18 protein-coding genes are annotated in these 20,700 nt (G+C 51.9%); 17 read left to right on the forward strand and 1 reads right to left on the reverse strand.

The window, feature by feature from the left end:
* The first annotated feature begins 113 nt into the window (after positions 1 to 113).
* The 16 genes from CLFS41_RS15565 to CLFS41_RS15640 all read left to right on the forward strand — a co-directional run bounded on the left by CLFS41_RS15565 (position 114) and on the right by CLFS41_RS15640 (position 18,293).
* Complete coding sequence (locus CLFS41_RS15565) at positions 114 to 1,820, forward strand: ABC transporter substrate-binding protein (RefSeq protein WP_007861086.1); 1,707 nt, start codon at positions 114 to 116, stop codon at positions 1,818 to 1,820.
* 604 nt (positions 1,821 to 2,424) lie between these two features.
* Positions 2,425 to 3,930, forward strand: coding sequence for a ribosomal protection-like ABC-F family protein (abc-f, locus tag CLFS41_RS15575; RefSeq protein WP_045092787.1), 1,506 nt, complete (start codon positions 2,425 to 2,427; stop codon positions 3,928 to 3,930).
* Positions 3,931 to 4,011: 81 nt separating this feature from the next.
* Positions 4,012 to 4,623, forward strand: coding sequence for an NUDIX hydrolase (locus CLFS41_RS15580; RefSeq protein WP_117450832.1), 612 nt, complete (start codon positions 4,012 to 4,014; stop codon positions 4,621 to 4,623).
* Positions 4,610 to 5,170 carry a DUF3795 domain-containing protein gene (locus CLFS41_RS15585; RefSeq protein WP_007861082.1) on the forward strand — a complete coding sequence of 187 codons (561 nt, stop codon included), beginning with the start codon at positions 4,610 to 4,612 and terminating at the stop codon, positions 5,168 to 5,170. Before CLFS41_RS15580 ends, CLFS41_RS15585 begins: the two co-directional genes overlap by 14 nt.
* A gap of 104 nt (positions 5,171 to 5,274) precedes the next feature.
* Complete coding sequence (locus tag CLFS41_RS15590; protein WP_045092789.1) at positions 5,275 to 5,601, forward strand: hypothetical protein; 327 nt, start codon at positions 5,275 to 5,277, stop codon at positions 5,599 to 5,601.
* Between the two features lie 93 nt (positions 5,602 to 5,694).
* Positions 5,695 to 6,402, forward strand: a complete 708-nt coding sequence (cobI, locus tag CLFS41_RS15595) for a precorrin-2 C(20)-methyltransferase (protein ID WP_045092790.1) — start codon at positions 5,695 to 5,697, stop codon at positions 6,400 to 6,402.
* 4 nt (positions 6,403 to 6,406) lie between these two features.
* Positions 6,407 to 7,252: an ABC transporter ATP-binding protein gene (locus tag CLFS41_RS15600; RefSeq protein WP_007861079.1), complete on the forward strand. Its 846-nt coding sequence runs from the start codon at positions 6,407 to 6,409 to the stop codon at positions 7,250 to 7,252.
* Positions 7,243 to 7,977 (forward strand): ABC transporter permease, encoded by a 735-nt coding sequence (locus CLFS41_RS15605; protein ID WP_045092791.1) that lies wholly within the window; start codon positions 7,243 to 7,245, stop codon positions 7,975 to 7,977. The genes CLFS41_RS15600 and CLFS41_RS15605 overlap by 10 nt, the downstream gene beginning before the upstream one ends.
* Positions 7,978 to 8,093: 116 nt before the next feature.
* Complete coding sequence (locus CLFS41_RS30770) at positions 8,094 to 8,381, forward strand: hypothetical protein (RefSeq protein WP_242856880.1); 288 nt, start codon at positions 8,094 to 8,096, stop codon at positions 8,379 to 8,381.
* The gene (locus CLFS41_RS15610; RefSeq protein WP_242856881.1) at positions 8,378 to 9,580 is read left to right on the forward strand and encodes a sensor histidine kinase; all 1,203 of its coding nucleotides are present in this window, start codon (positions 8,378 to 8,380) and stop codon (positions 9,578 to 9,580) included. The genes CLFS41_RS30770 and CLFS41_RS15610 overlap by 4 nt, the downstream gene beginning before the upstream one ends.
* 9 nt (positions 9,581 to 9,589) lie before the next feature.
* The gene (locus CLFS41_RS15615) at positions 9,590 to 10,507 is read left to right on the forward strand and encodes a response regulator (RefSeq protein ID WP_007861076.1); all 918 of its coding nucleotides are present in this window, start codon (positions 9,590 to 9,592) and stop codon (positions 10,505 to 10,507) included.
* A gap of 272 nt (positions 10,508 to 10,779) precedes the next feature.
* Complete coding sequence (locus tag CLFS41_RS15620) at positions 10,780 to 12,324, forward strand: sugar ABC transporter ATP-binding protein (RefSeq protein ID WP_007861075.1); 1,545 nt, start codon at positions 10,780 to 10,782, stop codon at positions 12,322 to 12,324.
* A 2-nt stretch (positions 12,325 to 12,326) separates the two neighbouring features.
* Complete coding sequence (locus CLFS41_RS15625) at positions 12,327 to 13,391, forward strand: ABC transporter permease (protein WP_007861074.1); 1,065 nt, start codon at positions 12,327 to 12,329, stop codon at positions 13,389 to 13,391.
* 215 nt (positions 13,392 to 13,606) lie between these two features.
* Positions 13,607 to 14,719 carry an ABC transporter substrate-binding protein gene (locus tag CLFS41_RS15630; protein WP_045092792.1) on the forward strand — a complete coding sequence of 371 codons (1,113 nt, stop codon included), beginning with the start codon at positions 13,607 to 13,609 and terminating at the stop codon, positions 14,717 to 14,719.
* A gap of 340 nt (positions 14,720 to 15,059) precedes the next feature.
* A complete protein-coding gene (gene add / locus CLFS41_RS15635; protein WP_052665767.1) occupies positions 15,060 to 16,055 on the forward strand; it encodes an adenosine deaminase in 996 nt (331 codons plus the stop codon).
* Positions 16,056 to 16,211: 156 nt separating this feature from the next.
* Positions 16,212 to 18,293, forward strand: a complete 2,082-nt coding sequence (locus tag CLFS41_RS15640; RefSeq protein WP_045092794.1) for a methyl-accepting chemotaxis protein — start codon at positions 16,212 to 16,214, stop codon at positions 18,291 to 18,293.
* Positions 18,294 to 18,408: 115 nt separating this feature from the next.
* Here the strand turns inward: CLFS41_RS15640 and CLFS41_RS15645 are convergent, their stop codons facing one another.
* Positions 18,409 to 19,581: a YgeY family selenium metabolism-linked hydrolase gene (locus CLFS41_RS15645; RefSeq protein WP_045092795.1), complete on the reverse strand. Its 1,173-nt coding sequence runs from the start codon at positions 19,579 to 19,581 to the stop codon at positions 18,409 to 18,411.
* 180 nt (positions 19,582 to 19,761) lie between these two features.
* Here CLFS41_RS15645 and CLFS41_RS15650 point away from each other — a divergent pair, with 180 nt between their 5' ends.
* Entirely contained in the window at positions 19,762 to 20,664 is a 903-nt protein-coding gene (locus CLFS41_RS15650; protein WP_045092796.1) for an AraC family transcriptional regulator, read from the forward strand.
* Positions 20,665 to 20,700 lie beyond the last annotated feature (36 nt).

The following is a 20,700-nucleotide window of genomic DNA, read 5'->3' on the forward strand; positions in this document are numbered from 1 at the left end:
ATGCGGCAATAACCTTTGGAAGCATCTCTTTGGGAAAAGCCCGGGAGAGTAGCGATAGGCGGATTCCTTAATCCGCAAAGGCTTCAGAAAAATTTTTGAAAGTAGGGAAGATTATGAAAAAGAAGATCACAAAAGTTCTTTCTACTGGACTGGCTCTTACCATGGTTCTAAGCATGGCTGCCTGCGGCAGCAAAAAGCCTGCCGGCGACACACCAGCCGCCACCAGCCCCTCCAGCAGCGCAGCTGCAGTTGTCGGTACCGACACCGGCAAGGTTGCCGAGGTTACGGATGAAACTGTTTCTGCCAAGGATACTCTGGTTTGGGGCTCCAAGGCCGGGGCATCCGGCGTTTTCCACCCCACCCTCCAGTACTCCAACTATGACCGCGAAGTTGTTTTCCTGGTCTATGACCGTCTTCTGACCAAAGATGTTGACGACAATTATGTTGAGAGCCTGTGCGATTCCTATGAGATCAACGAGGACGCCACTGTGTACACCTTCAACCTGAAGAAAGACATCAAGTGGCATGATGGTGAGGCTTTTACTGCTGAGGATGTGGCGTTCACCTATGAAACCACCTGCCATCCCGATTTTGGCAAGGGCTATGATGAGTTTTCCGCCGCTCTGCTGGGCGCTGACGCTTACCATGACGGCACTGCCGACCATGTGGAAGGCATCAAGGTCATTGATGACTACACGGTCAGCTTCACCTTCAAGGCGCCTTACCTGGATGCTCTGGTGAAATTTATTGACAAGCCTGTACTGGCAAAGCACATTTGGGAAGGCACCCCTGTGGGAAAGTGGGGCGATGCCACCGAGCTGCTCCAGAACCCTGTGGGTACCGGCCCCTATAAATTTGTGGAGTTTGTTCCTGACCAGTATGTCAAGCTGGTTGCCAACCCTGACTACTTTAAGGGCGAGCCCCTGATCAAGAACTTTATTTTTAAGGTTTCCAACAAAGACACCTGCCAGGCTGAGCTGGTAAACGGGGACATTGACGTCACCGAGGTCAGAACATGGCGTCCTGATGGTATCCAGACCTTCCTGGACAACAACATCCCTATTGCAGAGCAGCTTGACACCAACGCCACCTACCTGGTGTTTGACACCACTGATCCTATTCTCAGCGATGTAAGGATCCGTCAGGCCATCATTTACGCTATGAACCGTCAGGCCATGGTGGATGGACTGGTTGCCGGTCACGGGTCCCTGTCTAACGCTTTGATGAAGCCATCCCTGTCTGTGTATCCCGACACGCTGAACACCTATGATTACAGCATTGAGAAGGCTCAGGAACTGCTGAAGGAAGCCGGATATGAGGATACCAATGGTGACGGCATTGTTGACAAGGACGGCAAGAACCTGGCTCTGACCCTGCAGTACAGCACCGGAAGCAACGATGAGCTGGTTCAGGTTATCCAGAATTTTGCAAAGGCTGCCGGGATCCAGGTAGACTTGGTGGGTCAGGACTTCAACACGGTTCTGGCAACTCTTAAGGATTCTACCGCTGAGTTTGATATGGCGATCATGGGAGCTACCTACCGTGCCAACATGGGTTACGGCGGTTCCAACTCCTGGATGTCCCGCTGGGATAAAGATCCCAAAGAGGTTGAACTGCTGAATGCGGCTGCTGCCTCCAAGAATATGGAAGAGGCTGCTGCCAATTACGGGGCATGGTGTGAGTACGATAATGAGATGACTCCTCAGTTCGTCCTGTACTTCTATAACCAGGGTTATGCCTACAATCCAAAACTGGTCAACTATGTGGTAGCTCCTGATGAGTGGTTCTACAATGTTGAGACCTGGTATTTTGAAAACTAATTGACCACCTGATAAAAAGGGGCTGCTGCAAACGTAGACCATCTACCGCAGATCATCTACCGTAGATCATCTACAGGAGCATCCGCTCCTTTTTGCTGTTTTTCGTTTCCGGAGCGGTCCTGCGGTGGTATGGATAAAGGGGCAAAACTTAGCCGCCAATAACTCGGGCGGCAATATCCCAGGTATTTTTGGTGTTGACATCGGCTCGGTGTGCTGTTATAGTTACAATTGTGATCAATTATAAGAAGATGGGAGATGAAAGGATGAGAATGTATTCTTGCAGATAATGAATTTCATAGACAGCATGGAGATGGTGCAGCAGATGTTTCTTCCTTTTACAGGGGACGGGGCGCTGGCTGCCGTGCCCCAAAGGTGCTTTTCCATGCGATGCAGGAATATATATCCTTTTATCTTTATAATACAGGCGCACAGTGCTGTCGGGAGAAGTGTTGCCGGTGGGAATGTGCGGTCCGCTGTCATGTTTTTTCAGGATCCGGGTTGAGATCATGGGACCCGGGACGGACTTCGGAGCTTATGTAAGGGATGCAGGAATATTCTTGCATCCTTTTTGCTTGGAGAAAATCGAAATGGAGGGATGAAAAGAATGGCGCAGATACAGGTAAATCATTTGACATTTTATTATGAGGGAAACTACGAGGAATTGTTTAGCGATGTTTCCTTTGCCATAGACACGGATTGGAAATTGGGATTTGTGGGCAGGAACGGAAGGGGAAAGACCACCTTTCTCAACCTGCTCATGGGAAAATATGAGTACAGAGGAAGCATTTCGGCTCTGGTCCATTTTGAATATTTTCCCTTTCAGGTTAAGGATAAGTCCAGGATGACCATTGACATAGTGGAGGAGATGGATCCCGGTTATGAACTGTGGAAACTGCTAAGGGAAATAAACCTGATGGAAATGGAACCGGAGCTGCTTTACCGGCCATATGACACCCTGAGCAATGGAGAGCGCACCAGGATCATGCTGGCGGTATTATTTACCAAAGAGCACAGCTTCCTTTTGATCGATGAGCCTACCAATCATCTGGATGCAGAGGCGAGGCAGGCTGTGAGCCGGTACCTGAACAAAAAATCGGGGTTTATCCTGGTATCCCACGACCGCAGGTTTATGGATGAGTGTGTTGACCATGTGCTTTCCCTGAATAAGAGTACCATTGAAGTGGTGCAGGGGAATTTTACCACGTGGTGGGATAACAAGAGACAAAGGGATGAATGGGAAGCTCAGGAGAACGAAAAGCTGAAAAAGGAGATCGGGAGGCTGAGGGTGTCGGCCAGGCAGACGGAGCGCTGGTCTGACGCAGTGGAGAAAACAAAAAAAGGGACCAAGACCGGCGGGCTGAAACCGGACCGGGGGTATGTGGGACATAAGGCGGCAAAGATGATGAAACGCTCCAAATCAACGGAGAGCCGGATGGAGAAAGCAGCGGAGGACAAGGAAAAGCTGCTGAAGGATGTGGAAACAGCAGAAAGCCTGAAGATCATTCCACTCCGCCACCATAAACAGGTCCTTGTGTCCATGGAGGATGTATCCCTTGGGTACGCCTTGGAAAAAGGTCCGGTCCTGGAACATCTGACCATGGAGATCAGGGAGGGAGACCGTGCTGTCCTGGACGGAAGAAACGGCTCCGGTAAATCCACGGTGATCAAAGCCATTGTGGGAGGGGATGGAGACCCCCTTGTATTATCAGGGAGAATCCACACGGCGTCAGGCCTTGTCATATCCTACGTGTCACAGGATACCTCCTGGCTTTCAGGGAGTGTCAGCAGGTTCACGGAGCAATACGGACTGGACGCCACCTTGTTCCGGGCAATCCTGAGAAAGCTGGATTTTTCCAGGGACCATTTTTCAAAGGAAATGCAGTTTTACAGTGAAGGGCAGAAAAAGAAGGTCCTGCTGGCAAAAAGCCTTTGCGAACAGGCGCATCTTTATATCTGGGATGAGCCGCTGAATTTTATTGATGTATTTTCCAGAATGCAGATAGAGGAGCTGATTATGAGCCATGGACTGACCATGATATTTGTGGAGCATGACCAGGCGTTCAGGGAAAAGGTGGCAACAAAGGGGATCAGTCTGAATGACATGGCCTGATCACAGGATTTGTGTTACAATAATTCCAGACCAATGCCGGAAGGCAGAAAATACAAAAAGAGTGGAAAGAAGGTTGAGGAAATGGACCTATTGGAACAAATGGAAGCATATCATCCCTTTAACGAGCAGGAGGAAATGGACCAAAAGCTGATCCTCAAATGTCTGAGACAGGATGAGGATATATTTACACGAAAGAACAGCCTGGCCCATATGACCGCATCGGCCTGGGTGGTGAATCAGGACCGTACCCGGGTGCTGATGGCATATCACAATATCTATGATTCCTGGTCCTGGCTGGGAGGCCATGCGGACGGGGACCGGGATCTGCTGCGGGTGGCTGTCCGGGAGGCCGTGGAGGAAAGCGGGCTTTCGGATATACGGCCTGTGACGGATTCCATCTATTCCATAGAGGTGCTGACCGTGGACGGACATGTAAAGCGGGGGGCATATGTTGCCTCCCATCTGCACCTGAACGTCACCTATCTTCTGGAGGCGGATGACCATGGAATTCTGCACACAAAGGAGGATGAGAACAGCGGCGTTGCCTGGTTCCCCGCGGAGGAGGCGGTCAGCGCCTCCTCGGAGCCGTGGATGCGGGAGCGGATCTACAGCAAATTAAATGCAAAGATGGCTGCATACGGAGGTCTTCAGGAAGCGGCGGGGATCAAGGAGGCTGCTGATGAAGGGATTTGACCGGGATTATCCATGGCTGTCCCTCTGTGGACTGAATTGCAGGCTGTGCACCCTGTATATGGATCAGTATTGTCCGGGCTGCGGAGGCGGGGAGGGGAACCAGTCCTGCGCCATTGCAAGATGCAGCCTGTCACATGGGGGAGTCACGTTCTGCTCCCAGTGCGGAGAATTTCCCTGCGCCAGGTATGAGCAGGCGGAGGAGTACGATTCCTTTATAACCCACCGTAATAAAAGGAGGGATCTGGAAAAGGTGCTTCAGATCGGCCGGGATGCCTATGGGGAGGAGCAGGAGGAAAAGGAACAAATATTAAAACAACTTTTGGCCGGTTACAATGACGGCAGGCGCAAATCATTTTTCTGTGTGGCGGTCAACCTCCTAAAACTGCAGGATCTGCGGGAGATCATGGGCCATCTTGAAAGCCATGAGGCGGCGGAAGATGAGACCGTCAGGGAAAAGGCGGTGTACGCGGTGAAACTGTTCCAGGAGCGGGCCGCAGAGCGGGGCCTGGAACTGAAGCTGAGAAGAAAGCCCGGAAAGAAAAAGTAAAGATTCTTAATAAAATACCCTCTATTATTGTGTGCCCATTATCATATAATTAGGTTGTAAACAGGTTCTGTTTTATCTGATCAGTTTGTGAAAGAGGGTGCAATATGGAGTCTGCACGTTACCGCTACTTTTCAATACGCACAGATTGTTACTCCAATACATGGCCCACTGATGATGTTGAGGCTTACATAGAAAATTCCGGGCTCTTTTCCAGGTTATCTGCAGGGGCGTACCATGGGCGGAACTTTTTCTGCGCCCTGCAGATCATGCGTGTAAAGGATTGGGATGGCTGGAGCAGCAATGATTATGACAGCAGGAGATCAAATTATATTGATATTGTCACATCCCATGAAGCCTCCCCTGAACGGGATGCATTTCTGGGCAGTCTTTCCCGTTACCTGGGATGGAGGATGGTGGAAGAGACCGGATGACAGGTATCCCATTGATCCGGCCGGAACCAATTGCGCTTTCATGGCGGATATGATACCATGTCATGGTATGAAAAACGGAAAGGGGACTTAAGAATGGGAAAATTATACGGAATCGGCGTGGGGCCGGGAGATCCTGAGCTGCTGACATTAAAGGCCCATCGGATCCTGGGTGAGGCGGATGTGATCTTCTGCCCGGAAAAGAAAAAAGGCGCGGGCAGTTTTGCCTACGATATCATTAAAGGACTGCTGAAAGACGCCGGGGTGGAGATCGTTAATCTTGTGTATCCCATGCATTACCATGGGGACCGGCTGCAGGAAATGTGGAAGGAGAATGCCGCGCAGATCGCCGAATGTCTCAGCGGGAACAGGATTGGGGCTTTTATCACCCTGGGAGATCCGGCTGTTTACAGCACATTCATGTATACACTGCCCTATATAGAACAGGCCGGTGTGGATGTGGAGGTGGTGCCGGGCATCACCTCTTTTTGTGCGGTGGCTGATTCCATGAAGATGCCTTTGGTGGCCTGGGATGAGGATCTGGTGGTGGCTCCGGTACGGGAAAACAGCAGCGAAGATCTTGGAAGGATCCTGAGAGAACATGACAATGTGGTGCTGATGAAGCCTTCCGCCAACCAGCAGGCGCTGCTTCAGGCGATCCGGGAGAATCATCTGGAAGACCACTTTGTACTGGTGACCAAATCTGGTACGGGTGAGGAGCGTCTGGTGACGGATTTTGCAGAACTGGAGCAGTATGAGATCCCATACCTGTCCACGGTCATTATCAAGCGTCAGGGAAGGTGAGTCAATGATCGTATGCAATGATCTGCATAAGGGGTTTGGGGATGTGAAGGCAGTGGATGGAATCTCCTTCCAGGTGCCGGACGGAACATTTCTGGGGCTTTTGGGACCTAACGGAGCGGGGAAGACAACGCTGATGCGCATGATGACCGGACTTCTGGCGCCGGATACGGGCACGGTGGAGTTTGACAACAGGCTTATGGACAGGAATGCCATAGGGGTGAAACAGGTGATCGGCGTCACCAGCCAGCATGTAAATCTGGACAAGGAGCTGACCGTGGAGGAGAACATGGAGTTTGCGGGGCGCCTTTACCGCATGAGAAGGAATGAGATTGCGGCTGCCGCGGACCGGCTTCTGGCGTTCCTGGGACTGGACAGTGTCAGGGGACGGGTAGTTCAGGGACTGTCCGGAGGGATGAAGCGCAAGCTGATGATCGCAAAAGCCCTGATCCACGATCCCCGGTATCTGTTCTTAGATGAGCCCACGGTGGGAATCGATCCCAAGGCCCGCCGGGATATCTGGGATTTTCTCCATGTGCAGCACAAGGAGGGAAAGACCATTGTGCTCACCACCCATTATATAGAGGAGGCACAGCACCTGTGTGATAAGGTGATGCTCATTGACGGGGGCAGGATTTTTAGGGAGGATACGCCGGAGGCGCTGATCGCGCAGATCGGCAGGTTCAAGGTGGAATATGACACCGGGGAACGGATGGAGGCCGAGTTTTTTACCGACCTGTCAGGGGCAAAGGCCCGGGCCGGACAGCTGGATGTTCCCTGCAGCGTGCTTCCCTCCACACTGGAGGATGTGTTTTTCCATTACACCAGCAAGGAGGTGGAGGGATGGAAATAACAACGATCCTCTGGAGAGAGTGGCTGTTCTTAAAGCGGAGGTTCTGGCGGGTGACATTTTCACAGATGGTCTCCCCGCTGCTGTATTTTGTCACCTTTGGAATGGGGCTGGGGGGCATGGTGAATGTGGACGGACAGCCCTACCTCCATTATTTGATCCCCGGGCTTCTGGCCATGACCACCATGCGCAACAGCTACACCTCTGTTTCCACGCGCATCAGCGTCATGCGTCTCCATGAAAAAAGCTTTGAGTGTTACTTCTATTCCCCCACGCGGATGTATCTCCTTGCTATTGGGCATATTCTGGCAGGGGCCTTGAGAGGAATGTACTCAGGGGTGTTTATCCTGCTGCTTGGCCTGGTATCCAGGGCGGGTCTTGTATATAATGGCTGGCTCCTGGCAGCGGTGGTCCTGAACGCCTGGATCTTTTCAGCGTTGGGATTCCTGGCAGCCATGGTGATCCGGAGCCACTATGATATGAATAACTTTACAAATGTTGTAATTACCCCCATGTCCTTTCTGTGCGGAACCTTCTTTTCTCTGGAGGGGATTCCCCAGGCCCTGAAGCGGCTTGTAAATGTCATGCCCCTGACCCATACCACCCGGCTGATACGGGGGCTTTCCTTTGGAGGCAGCGTTAACTGGACGTCCATGGCAGTCTCCGCACTGTTTGCGGCCGTGCTCACAGGATGCTGTGTGTGGATCTGTTACAGGGAGGCGGAGTAGTTAAGATTCCGTTCAGATTTAGGAAGGCTTATTGACACAGTTCCGCCTTTTTCTTATAGTAACCTGAGAGCCTGTTGATGGATCAGGGCTGATTCAGGTGAAAAGGAGCGGACAGGGTGGGGAAGACCATAAGCCGGGTCGTGGATATCTGGTATCATATGACCCTGAGAAGGAAGCTGTCTGTAATCATTGCAAGCGTGGCTGTGATGATGGCGGCTTCCATTTATATTAACCTGATAGTAGTGTATTATTTTGTGGATCATGGACAGGAGATCATGGATGACAATCTGTCCTGCTATAAGTTCCAGGATGCCCTGGAGGAGGAAGCCGCCTGTTTTGCCAGGCTGATCGGGGAGAGAAATCTGGAGAGCGAACAGGCTTATAAGGATTCCGGCGTGCGTTGACGTATTTGGAACAACTGCCCTTTGACTATAACCAGGTGGGAAGGGACAGGTACGCCATCACATGGAGCATCCGCAACAGCTATGGCGAATATGAGAAGCAGAAGAAAAAAGTCATTGCCATGGAAGCGGATGAGGATGGGTATATCAGGGAGCTATACAAGGTGTACAGCATGCAGGGGTATCTGAACACTTACGCATCGAGGCTTACAAGGGCAGTCCTCACAGAAGGAAACAGCTACTATGAGGCCCAGGTGCCGTCCCTTAGACGGATGCCTCTTGTGCTGGTGCTGATCAGCATTACGGCATTCATCGCATTAGTGGCCATGCTGCGCTTTATTACGGGAAGCATTGTAAAGGTATTGGTACACCTGGCGTCCTCATCCGGGAAAATAGAGTTCAATGATTTTTCAGGCGCTGATGTGGTCTGGGCCGGAAGGGATGAGATCGGACAGCTGGTCAGTGCATTTAACAAGATGAAGCATTCCACGGAGCGTTATTTTGCCGCGGCAGAGGAAAAAAGAAAGATGGAGGAACAGCTGCATTGTCAGGAACTTGAACGTACACAGCTGGAACAGCGTTTTTCACTGGCTCAGCTCCATCTGATCAAGAGCCAGCTCAATCCCCATTTTCTTTTTAACACACTGAACATGATCACCCGCATGTCCCAGGCGGAGGATGCGCCTGTTACCGAAGAAATGCTGGTGGCCATGAGCAATCTTTTGCGGTACAGCCTGAGAACCACCAATGCCTTTACGCCATTGGGACAGGAACTTAAGGTGGTGGAGGATTACATGTACATACAGCGTATGCGCTTTGGAAGCAGGATACGCTGGAGCGTGGACTGCAGCCGGGATCTTTGTGAAAGGGAGGTGCCCGTGTTCCTGCTCCAGCCCCTGGTGGAGAACGCAGTGATCCACGGCATAGCGGATCAGGAGGAGGGCGGCGCCATCTATATACGGATCCGGGAAAAAGGAGAACTGCTGTGGATCTCGGTGGCGGACACGGGAGCGGGGATTCCCGGAAAGCACTTGAGGGAACTGCAAGAGGCATCCACATTGAGGGGAAAGCGGCTGGGAATCGGACTGGGCAATATTTACCGCAGGATTACCGCTTATTATGATAAGGGCAGGATCCTGCTTGACAGCAGGGAGGGCTGCGGCACCGTGGTCCAGATGGAATTTGGAAAAAGGAAGGAATAGGATTGGGGAATGGCCGGTTTAATGATTGCAGAGGATGAGCTGATCGAGCGTATGGTTCTTAAGAAAATGCTCCAGAAAAAGTTTGGGGAACAGTGTACCATCTATGAGGCCCAGAACGGTCATGAGGCAGTGGAGTTAGCCAGGCGGGAAGAGATCCAGGTGATCATCCTGGACATCGGTATGCCGGGGATGAACGGGATCCAGGCAGCAAAGATCATACGCAGGGAGCACCCGGAATGCTGCATCATTTTCCTTACCGCCTATGACCGCTTTGAGTATGCCAGGAGTGCCATTTCCGTGGGGGCCATGGAATACCTTTTAAAGCCATATTCCAGCCGGGAGATCATTCACGTGACAGGGGAAGCCCTGCACCTTGCGGACCGGTACCGGACATGGAGGGCCGGAAAAAATGGAGCCGGCGGGGATGGAGCCGGTGGGGATAGAGCCGGTGGAACCGGAGCAGAAGCAGCGGCCGGAAAGGATGGGGCCGGTGGGACTGGGGCTGGTGAAACTGCGTCTGGTGAGATCCTGCCCTTCACTCTGCGTCTGGTGGACGAACCGGATCAGGAAAAGGAAAATGATGAGTCGTGTACCCGCCTGTCCCTGATGGTTTCCATGGTGGAGGAGTATATACGAACCCATTATATGTATGAGATATCCATGCATGATGCGGCAAAGGCAGTGAATTATTCCGATCCCTATTTCTGCAAGATGTTCAAACAGCAGTTTGGCCAGAACTTCACATCCTATCTGGCGGAGTACCGGATCAATGAAGCCAAAAAGCTGCTCTGCCAGCCCAATGTGAATGTGAAGGATGTGGGCATCCGCGTGGGGTATCCGGACAACAACTATTTCACCAAGGTATTCAGGCGGCTGGCCGGCATGAACCCTTCGGATTACAGGATGGAGCTGCTTCAGAAACTTTGATAAGAAAAATGAATATGCGTTAAGATAGTGTTAAAATCATCTAATAAACTTATTTATTAGATGATTTTTTTGTATATAATACATAATAAAAAGCTAAAAAATTACTACGGATGATAAAAAGATACGATATAAATGGAAAACAGGCGAGGCTATAATTGAGTTATGAAACACAACACTGTGCAGGAAAGAATGACTGTTATGACACACTGCCAAAAGAGGCGGGAGCCTCAGGCGGAAGAAAAGCAGAAGGAAAGATGAAAGGAGAACGGGATATGGAACAGGAGCTGTTTCGCATGGAGGGGATCAGCAAAAGCTTCCCCGGGGTCAAGGCTCTGGACCGGGTATCCCTCACTGTAAATAAGGGGGAGGTCCTTGGGCTTGTAGGTGAGAACGGCGCCGGAAAGTCAACGCTGATGAAGATACTCTCAGGGGTGTACCGGGCAGATGAGGGGGACATCTACATTGAGGGCCAGAAGGTGGTGATCGACTCCGTGGCAAAGGCCCATGAACTGGGAGTCAGCATTATCATGCAGGAGCTGAACATGTGCGGGCATCTGAGTGTGGCGGACAACATTTTTATTGGAAGAGCCCACAAAAAGGGACTTTTTATCGATGATAAGAGGATGCATGAGGAAGCCCAAAAAATACTGGATGACCTGGGTATTGATCTGAATACCTACGCCCATGTGGGTAGTCTGAGCATTGCAAAACAGCAGATGGTGGAGATCGCAAAGGCCATCAGTTTCCACTCAAAGATACTGGTGCTGGATGAGCCCACGGCCACACTGACAGAGAGGGAAATCGAGCAGCTGTTTGGGATTATACGCAGGCTGAAGGAAAAGGGAGTGGGCATGGTCTACATCTCCCACCGGATGGCTGAGCTGAACCAGATCTGTGAGCGGGTCACCATTATCCGCGATGGCCAGTACATAGGGACCAGGAACCTGGCTGATATCACCATGGATGAGCTGGTGAACATGATCGTGGGACGCTCCCTGGAGGACAAATACCCCAAATATGTGCGGACCCTGGGGGAGGTGGCGCTGGAGGCCAGGAATGTGCGCAGGGGGAACAAGGTAAACGCCGGTTATTTCTATGTGAGAAAAGGGGAGATACTGGGCATTTCCGGTCTGGTGGGAGCAGGGCGTACCGAACTGATGCGGTGTATTTTCGGAGCTGACAGGGCAGACCATATGGAACTGAGCCTGGAGGGAAAGCCGGTGAAGATCAATTCCGTGATCCAGGCCATAAAACATGGGATCGGTTATGCGACAGAGGACAGAAAGAGGGACGGGCTGGCTCTTGGCCTGGATGTAAAATATAACACCAATATGGCTCATCTTCCCAGCATCACCCATTTTGGGTTTATAGATGACAAGGCGGGAACCGTGAACGCGGAAAAATATGTGGATCTGCTGCGCACCAAGACGCCCAGTATCCATCAGCTGTGCCAAAACCTTTCAGGAGGCAACCAGCAAAAGGTGGTGCTTGCCAAATGGCTGTGCAATGATGTAAAGGTCCTGATCGTGGATGAACCCACAAGGGGAATCGATGTGGGAGCAAAATACGAGGTATACGAGCTTTTTAACAGGCTCAGCGACCAGGGAGTGGCGATCATCATGATTTCATCGGAATTGCCTGAGATCCTTGGGATGAGTGACAGGATACTGGTCATCCATCAGGGAGAGATCAACGGCGAGCTGGATGCAAAGACGGCCACCCAGGAACAGATCCTGTACCTGGCAGCCGGATATAACAAATTAGAAGGAAAACCAGCCCCCACATTATCAGCAGGGGCAGAGGGAAAGGGAGCGTAAGTATGGCGGATTTAAAAGTAAAACAGGAAAATGAGGCAAAGGGCAAAAAAGGCAGCGGGTCCTTTGGCAAATTAAATGCTGCCACCAGAAGGGCGATCTATTCCTTTGGCATTCTTGCAGGGCTGTTCCTATTATTCTCCGTGCTCCAGGTGGATAAGTTCCTGGCCCCGGCCAATCTTCAAAATCTGCTGCAGCAGATCGTTACATACACCATTATCGGGTGCGGACTAACCTTCTGTCTGGTCTGCGGGGGAAATGATCTGTCCGCCGGTGCATCCATGGCATTGTCCGGCATCATCATGGTAAGCCTGCTGACCCAGGGGCTGCCGCTGGGGGTATGTATCGTCCTCTGTCTGGCCATGGGAGTTTGTACCGGGATCATGAACGGATTTTTTATTGAGATCCTGGGTGTGGTGCCGTTTGTGGCAACCCTTGCAACCCAGTGGGTGTACAGGGGCATGGCCAATGTACTGGTGAACGGCGCTCCTCTTTACACCACCAATATTCCGTCTGAGGCGGTCCAAAAGCAGTTCTATGTGCTGGGAGGCGGAAGGATCGGAGGGGACGGCCTTCCCTACAGCGTGATCATAACCCTGGTATATGCCGTCATACTGGGGATCGTCCTGGCAAAGATGCGCATCGGGCGTCAGATCTATGCCTGCGGCTCCAACCTGGAGGCGGCAAAACTGTCAGGCATTAATGCGGTAAAGACGCGTATGTTTGCATATTGCATCTCCGGATTGTCAGCAGCCATCTGCGGTATTCTGGTTGCCTCACGTCTCTCCAGCGCCCAGCCCACTGCCGGAAATGGATATGAGATGGAGGCGATCGCGGCATCGGTTCTGGGAGGGATCTCCATCCTGGGAGGCGAGGGCACGATCCTGAACACGGTGATCGGAGCCCTGATGATGGGCGTGATCCGAAACGGCCTGAACCTGAATGGAGTCAATTCCTTCTGGCAGCAGGTGATCGTAGGCTTCATACTCCTTATTGCTGTTGCGTCACAGACAGCAAATAAAGGCGGGAACCTGAATTCCATCAAGCGCTTTTTCGGTTTGAGCAAATAAAACCGTAGAGATAGACAAAACAAAAATAAGAGTGTACTATCCGGATCTTTTGGTACTCAGATTTGCGAGATGATTTTTTGTCAGTTGCGCATAAAATTATGAGGTGTACGCGGTGTGTATATTGAATAAATTTGTATGCGGCTGGCGGGAAATCAGCCGCAAAGATGGGTGCCGGGGAGACTCCGAGAGTGCACAAGAATAGCAGGAGGATCATAATGAGAAAATTAGCAGCGGTTTTAATGGCAGGAGCATTGGCAGCATCAACACTGGCAGGGTGCGGGAGCAGTACGGCCTCCAACACCCAGGCAGATACCACGGCAGCCCCTGCGGATAAGGAAAACACAAAGGCGCAGGGAGCTCAGTCAGGGGCGCAGGGGGCACAGTCAGAGGCGGGAAGCAGTGAAACCCCGATAACGGATAACAGTGAAAAGACTATTTATGTGATCGTTAAGGTGTTGGGAAACCAGTACTGGAGTATCCTCCAGGCCGGTGCAGAGCAGGCCGGCAAGGACCTGGGATGCAAGGTGGTGGTTGTGGGAACCGCTCTGGAGTCTGATATTGAAGGCCAGCTGACCCTTCTCCAGAACGCGGTATCCGCCCAGGCGGCAGGGATCGTCATAGCGCCTCTGGACAGTGTTTCCCTGGATGCGCCTATCACAGAGGCATACAATTCAGGCACTCCGGTTGTGCTGGTGGACACGGTTACAAAGAGCGATAACTACAGCGCAGCCCTTCTGACCAACAATGTGGAGGCTGGGAAAACTGCAGCGGAGGAAATGATCCGAAGATTAAAGGTAAAGGGCCTTTCCGAGGATGAGACAGCACAGATCGCCATCCAGGTAGGATCCACCGGCTCCCAGACCATCAACGACAGGGTAAAGGGCTTTAACGAGTACTGGGAAGCCAATGCCCCTGAAAAATGGGTGGTTCTCAATGACGACATCAAGGTAAATGAAGGCGATATCAGCAAGGCGGTTGGTTTCTGCCAGGACTTTATCACCACCTACCCTGATCTGAAGGGGGTATTTGGTCCAAACAACGGTTCCACGGTTGGTTTTGTAACAGGGCTGACAGAATCCAAGCGCACGGATATCACCATGGTAGGATTTGACTTCTCCGCAGAGATCGAAACCATGATCCGCAGCAATGAATATGATGTTGCTTCTGTTGTCCAGAGACAGTATTTTATGGGGTATGACGGAGTAAAGACAGCAGTGGAGCTGGCAAACGGCCAGACTGTGGAGGATAAGACCATTGATACCGGTGTTGTACTGGTGGACAGCAAGAATGTGGACTCTGATGAGGTCCAGGGGATCATCCATCCATAAATGATCCCATGACAATTGGAAGCTTGAAACTAAATGGAGGCAGCCGCCTTTGCGATTGAGTGATCGTAGAGGCGGCTGTCTTTTTTCTTGATCCTGGGGAGGGCTGTCCTCTGCCGCCCCTTGGCTCTAGGAGGCCGGGCGTCAGTCTGGCCGGGTAGGGGTGGGGGGGGGGTGCAACAGGGAGGCATTCATCGAAGCCAGGCATGAGTAATTTTTTTGTTGCCCCCCACTTTTCGCTATGCTATGATTAGAATCAGAACGATTCTTAAATATGCTGTATGGATCATTGGTATAGCAGAGAAAAATGTGATAGAACAGAAGCATGAGAGAGGTACACAAAATGAGACGAATGGAAACAGATTTACATCTCCACTTGGACGGCTCCCTGTCCATGGATGTGGTGAGGACCCTGGCAGAGAGGATCGGATATGACCTGGAGGGAAAGGATTTAAAGAAGCTGTTGTGTGTGGGAGATGACTGCGCCAGCCTGGCTGAGTATTTAAGCTGCTTTGATCTGCCGGGCATCCTTCTTCAGACGGGGGATGCCCTGGAAATGGCCTCCTGCGACCTGGTAAAGCGCCTGGCCGCCCAGGGGCTGGTGTATGCGGAGATCAGGTTTGCCCCGCAGCTCCACAGACAGAAGGGGCTGACCCAGGAGCAGGCGGTGGAGGCCGTTGTCAGAGGGGTACAGGCAGGCAGCCGGGAGAGCGGTATGTATGCAGGGGTCCTGCTCTGCGCCATGGTAAACGGCAGCGATGGGGACAATGAGGAGACACTGGAGCTTTCCAGAGCGTATTTGGGAAAGGGTGTTGTGGGCGCCGATATCGCAGGGCCTGAAGGGCTGGTGCCCATGAAGCATTTTGAAGGGATGTTCAGACGGATCTATCAGGTGGACGTACCGTTTACCATCCATGCGGGAGAATGTGGGGATTACGAAAATGTAGCGCTGGCAGTGTCCTACGGGGCCCGGCGCATCGGTCACGGCTGCGCGGCCATCCGCTCTGAGGCGTGTATGGACCTGCTGAAACGGGAGAATATCACCCTGGAGATGTGTATTGTCAGCAACCTTCAGACAAAGGCGGCGGAGAGTATTGAGGCCCATCCCCTGAAGGAGTTTTACGCCAGGGGGATCAGGGTGACCTATAACACGGATGATATGATGGTGTCGGATACGGATCTGGAGCGGGAAGCAGCCCTGATCACCGGCCGGATGGGGCTGACCCAGAAGGATCTGATCCGGATGAACGAGATGGCTGTGGAAGCAGGATTTGCCGGGGCTGAAGTGAGAGAGGGGATTTTGAGACGGATGAGGGAACAGTCCGGTATATGGAAGTAGGAAAGGGATAACTTGGATGAATGCCTGGATGAAAGCCTGGAGGAATACCGGGTGTGGTGATAGGCTGACTTTCCCATTATCATTGCCTTTTATTGGAATAATGATATAATGTGTTTATGAGTTCTTAACAGTTGACAGGATAGTGGGGTTAATGATATGGGGAATGATTTAAAGCAGCCGGCGACAGTAAAAGAAAGGGCGGTAAGGCGGTGGGAGGAGTCCCTTGGATTCAGGATCAGCCTGCGGGTCACGGTGGTGTTGATTCCGTTTTTGGTCCTCCTGATCGTTGTCTCGTGTATTCTGTCCGTCCGAAGCATTTCATCTCTGAATGACAAGCTTTTGGATGTCCAGACCGACTATGCGGTGTCCATTGTGGATGATTTTTTCAGCAGCAAGCTGGCGGTTGTCAGCATGTTTGAGAACAATGATGACCTTCAGGCATATTTTCAGGCGGTATCCGTGCCTCAGGATATAGAGGGGTACGAGGACAGGGAAAAGATACAGGAACTCCTGTCCATGGTCCTGGAAAAGATGGGGGATGAGATGGTGGCGGAGGCCTGGGCAGCCGATGCCAGGACGGACCGGTATCTGCTTTCCGGCGGTGAGGTGGTGGAGGCAGGGCTTAAGGATACCGTATGGTATGAGCCTGTTCTGTCCGGCAGAGAGCCTTTTATATCAGATCCATACAGGGATCCGGCCACGGGAGAACAGATCGTTTCCGTGGTGGCTCCTGTGTTTTTTGACAACGGACAGGAAGCGGCCGGATTCATGGGGGTTGACGTGTATGTGAGCAATCTGTCCGAACTGCTGTCCGGGATAAAGGTAGGGGAACGGGGGTATCTGGAACTGATCTCTAATCGTTCCGACTACATATACAGCGAGGATCCCACTGCAATGGGACGGAATGTAACGGAGCTGGATATATCAGACGACTATAAGAATAAAGTCCAGGCCAATTACAACGGCGTAACGGATTTCAGCTATGGAAAAATCAGATACACGGCCATGTTCAGAAACAGCAGGACCACAAACTGGCTGGCGCTGGCAACCCTTCCCGTGTCTGAGATCAATGCAACCCGCAACCAGCTGATCGCTGTTATGGCCTTTTTATCTATCCTTATACTGGCGGCCCTGGTCGTGCTGATCATCAGCATGATCCGCAGGATAACAAGGCCTCTTGCCGATATAAGCGGCAGGATGCAGGACTTTTCCCGGGGTGATCTGCGGGGGGATATCCAAGTATGGGGAAAGGACGAGATCGGGCGTCTGGCAGACAGCATCCGTTCATCCACCCGGTCATTAAAGGATATGATCGGGGATATTTCTCATATACTGGAGGAGATATCCGGCGGAAACCTGGACCTTAGGGTAAAAGGAACATACATCGGCGACTTCAGGTTTATAAAGGAAGCCCTGGAACGGATTGTGCAGTCCCTGAACGAAACACTGGGGCAGATCGGCATTTCTGCGGAGCAGGTAAGCAATGGTTCCGAGCAGGTGGCGGCAGGCGCCCAGGCCCTGGCCCAGGGGGCGGCGGAGCAGGCGGGAACAGTGGAGGAGCTGGCGGTCAGCATAGGGGAGATATCCAGGCAGATCACTGCCAATGCGGACAGCGCCGCGGATGCCAGCCAGAGAGCAGAGGCTGTGGGCAGGGAAGCGGCGGAGAGCAACCGCAGGATGCAGGACATGCTTGCAGCCATGCAGGAGATCCGTTCCGGTTCCCGTGAGATATCCAAGATCATAAAGACCATTGAGGACATTGCGTTCCAGACCAATATCCTGGCGCTTAATGCGGCTGTGGAAGCAGCGCGTGTGGGGGAGGCAGGCAAGGGATTTGCTGTGGTGGCAGGGGAAGTGAGAAATCTGGCCACCAAAAGCGCCGAGGCGTCCAGGAATACGGCGGATCTGATCAACGGCTCCATGAGAGCCGTGGAAAACGGAACCAGGATCGCAGACCATACTGCCAGATCCATGCAGAATGTGGAGGAGGGAGTCAGGATAGTGGTGGGCGCAGTGGAGGGAATATCTGTTTCCACCAGTAGACAGGCTGAATCCGTGACCCAGTTATCCCAGGGCATTGAGCAGATATCAAATGTGGTCCAGGTCAATTCAGCTACGGCAGAGGAAAGCGCGGCGGCCAGTGAGGAACTTTCCGCACAGGCAATGCTTTTAAGGGAATTGATTGAAAGGTTTCAGCTTAGGGGAAATACATCAGATGAAAGTGAGCTTGCCGACTGATCTGCCAGGTTATCATATGATAGAGGATACCAAGAATCATAAAAAGAGAGGCGGCCGTTCCTGTGCATTGGCAGGGACGGCCGTCTTTGATATATAAGGAACATAAAGAGACGGATCAAAGTTCCCGGATCAACTGTGTGTAGATGCGGAACGCGTCCTTGATCTTTTGTAAATCGCAGTGTTCATCCCTCATATGTGCCAGCTTATATTCTCCCGGGCCGAATCCAATGGTGGGAATGCCCATTGCAACGGGGGTGATGGCATTGGTGCCAAAATCCCAGAAGTCATAGGAATCCGGGTCCCTGCCGTAAATGCAGGTATATGCCCTGCGCAGGGCCAGGGCCAGATGGCTGTCCTTGTCTATTTTCCATGGATCGTGCATGGGTTCATAGTCCAGCTGGCCTCCGTTCCAGGAGGTGTGGTGCAGGGTCCCCACTTCCCAGTGGGCGTCCTTGCCCTTTATCAGCCCGTCCATTTCTTTTCTCACCTGGTCCAGTGTCTCTCCCCAGGCAAGCCTTCGGTTCAGGTAAATGCTGCACTGGCTGGGGACAGCGTTCAGGGATGCACTGACACAGGATATGTCGGAGAGCACAATGGTCCCGTGAGGGCCTTCCCTGCGGGACAGCTCCTGGTTCAGCCGGTCCACGCGGCTGATGATCTCCGCCATTTCATAGACTGCGTTCTTTCCTTTTTCCGGAGCTGACCCGTGGGAGGATATGCCATGGGTGATGATGCGGATCTGGGCTTTGCCCTTATGGCCTAAGGTGATCACATTGTCACAGGGTTCGCAGATAATGCAGTAATCAGGTTTCAGGTCATATTCCCTGTAAAAATGTTTCAGGTTCTCGCCGTCACAGTATTCTTCGCACACAGTTCCCGTGACGTAGACGGTTTTGTCTTCCAGATATCCCATTTTCTTTGCAAGGGCAGCGCCGTACAGGGCGGCGCACAGGGCGGATTTCATATCCACCGATCCTCTTCCCCAGATGGCGTTGTCCACGATTTCTCCTGAGAAAGGCGGCACCTGCCACTGGTCGGCGTCATTGACCTGGACCGTGTCCATATGGCCGTCAAAGTGTATGATGGTTTTTCCGTTTCCGATCCGCCCCACTACGTTTCCAACAGAATCGATCTCTGCCAGGTCATAGTCCAGGCCTTCCATGTGTTTCCTGATCAGATGTGCCAGATTCCCCTCCTCATCCGAATAGCTTCTGGTCCGTATGGATTCTGCGATCAATCCCACCAGATCCTCTTCCATATTTTCCGGTATGTTCAGATTAGTTTCCATAGTTTCCTCCTTTACACGGTTTAAGTCCGAAGTCCTTGATGATTTCATTATATTAAGATTTTATTGCTTTTTGTGTCATAATATATGGATAAAATATAACTATATTGACGGAGTAATGGACCGAGTCATATAATGAAGTTTAACTGATAGACAGTATTTGAAACAGGGAGGTGAAATGCCATGCAGGTCTACAGCATTCCCATCAACAGTGACCAGAGGGAGATCACTCATCATGGCACCAGCGAATTTCCCATTGCGGTCTATGAAACGGATCTGGAGAAAAATGTTCTGGGTTATGTCCCATGGCATTGGCATGAGGAGATCCAGTTTTGTTATGTGGTCGGCGAAAGGGTGTGCTTTCACATAAACCATCAGAAGGTGGTTCTGGAAAAGGATCAGGGGATCTTTATTTCCTCCAATATCCTGCACATGGCAACGCCGGCAGACGGAAAGGGCGGAGTTTATGTGTGCATGGATGTGGATCCCGCGCTGCTAAGAGGCTTTGGGGGCAGCGTCATAGCCAGGCGCTATGTAAATCCCGTGCTGGAGAATAAGAACAGGCCCTGTCTGTACCTTTGGGGAAAGGACGGGTGGGAGAGGGAGGCCGTGGCATCCATGAAAACGGTTTACGACCTGTACAGAAAGAAAGGGGAGGGGTATGAGATGGACATAACCATAGCGCTGCTTTCCCTGTGGAAGGAGCTGTACCTGAGAATAAGGGAGATGGCCGGCACGGACGCGGACCCGGTGATGACAGGGCGTGACAATGAGCGTATCAAGCAGATTCTCTCCTACATACATGAGCATTTTTCAGAAAAGATCACTTTGGAACAGATTGCCGGACAGGTCAATGTCAGCAGGAATGAATGCTGCCGATTTTTTAAAAGGTATATGGGATGCTCCATTTTCACTTATCTCATGGATTACCGGATCCTGAAAAGCACGGAACTGCTGCTGGCAACCGACTGGCCGGTGAGTATGGTTGCCTCCAGCTGCGGTTTCCATACTGCCAGTTATTATATTGAACAGTTCCGCAGAAAGAGAAATGCCACTCCCGGGGAATACAGGAGCGGCAGGCGGTGAGACGGTAGGGAGATGACCGGCTGTGGGAATTCTGTT

Origin of the sequence: Clostridium sp. FS41, assembly GCF_000954015.1 — a bacterium.
Classification (GTDB): Bacteria; Bacillota; Clostridia; order Lachnospirales; family Lachnospiraceae; genus Enterocloster; species Enterocloster citroniae.

Excerpts from the sequence above, each read along its gene's own strand:
- CLFS41_RS15565 (WP_007861086.1), top strand. The coding sequence starts at position 114 with ATGAAAAAGAAGATCACAAAAGTTCTTTCTACTGGACTGGCTCTTACC.
- abc-f (WP_045092787.1), top strand. The coding sequence starts at position 2,425 with ATGGCGCAGATACAGGTAAATCATTTGACATTTTATTATGAGGGAAAC.
- CLFS41_RS15580 (WP_117450832.1), top strand. The coding sequence starts at position 4,012 with ATGGACCTATTGGAACAAATGGAAGCATATCATCCCTTTAACGAGCAG.
- CLFS41_RS15585 (WP_007861082.1), top strand. The coding sequence starts at position 4,610 with ATGAAGGGATTTGACCGGGATTATCCATGGCTGTCCCTCTGTGGACTG.
- CLFS41_RS15590 (WP_045092789.1), top strand. The coding sequence starts at position 5,275 with ATGGAGTCTGCACGTTACCGCTACTTTTCAATACGCACAGATTGTTAC.
- cobI (WP_045092790.1), top strand. The coding sequence starts at position 5,695 with ATGGGAAAATTATACGGAATCGGCGTGGGGCCGGGAGATCCTGAGCTG.
- CLFS41_RS15600 (WP_007861079.1), top strand. The coding sequence starts at position 6,407 with ATGATCGTATGCAATGATCTGCATAAGGGGTTTGGGGATGTGAAGGCA.
- CLFS41_RS15605 (WP_045092791.1), top strand. The coding sequence starts at position 7,243 with ATGGAAATAACAACGATCCTCTGGAGAGAGTGGCTGTTCTTAAAGCGG.
- CLFS41_RS15615 (WP_007861076.1), top strand. The coding sequence starts at position 9,590 with ATGGCCGGTTTAATGATTGCAGAGGATGAGCTGATCGAGCGTATGGTT.
- CLFS41_RS15620 (WP_007861075.1), top strand. The coding sequence starts at position 10,780 with ATGGAACAGGAGCTGTTTCGCATGGAGGGGATCAGCAAAAGCTTCCCC.
- CLFS41_RS15625 (WP_007861074.1), top strand. The coding sequence starts at position 12,327 with ATGGCGGATTTAAAAGTAAAACAGGAAAATGAGGCAAAGGGCAAAAAA.
- CLFS41_RS15630 (WP_045092792.1), top strand. The coding sequence starts at position 13,607 with ATGAGAAAATTAGCAGCGGTTTTAATGGCAGGAGCATTGGCAGCATCA.
- add (WP_052665767.1), top strand. The coding sequence starts at position 15,060 with ATGAGACGAATGGAAACAGATTTACATCTCCACTTGGACGGCTCCCTG.
- CLFS41_RS15640 (WP_045092794.1), top strand. The coding sequence starts at position 16,212 with ATGGGGAATGATTTAAAGCAGCCGGCGACAGTAAAAGAAAGGGCGGTA.
- CLFS41_RS15645 (WP_045092795.1), bottom strand. The coding sequence starts at position 19,581 with ATGGAAACTAATCTGAACATACCGGAAAATATGGAAGAGGATCTGGTG.
- CLFS41_RS15650 (WP_045092796.1), top strand. The coding sequence starts at position 19,762 with ATGCAGGTCTACAGCATTCCCATCAACAGTGACCAGAGGGAGATCACT.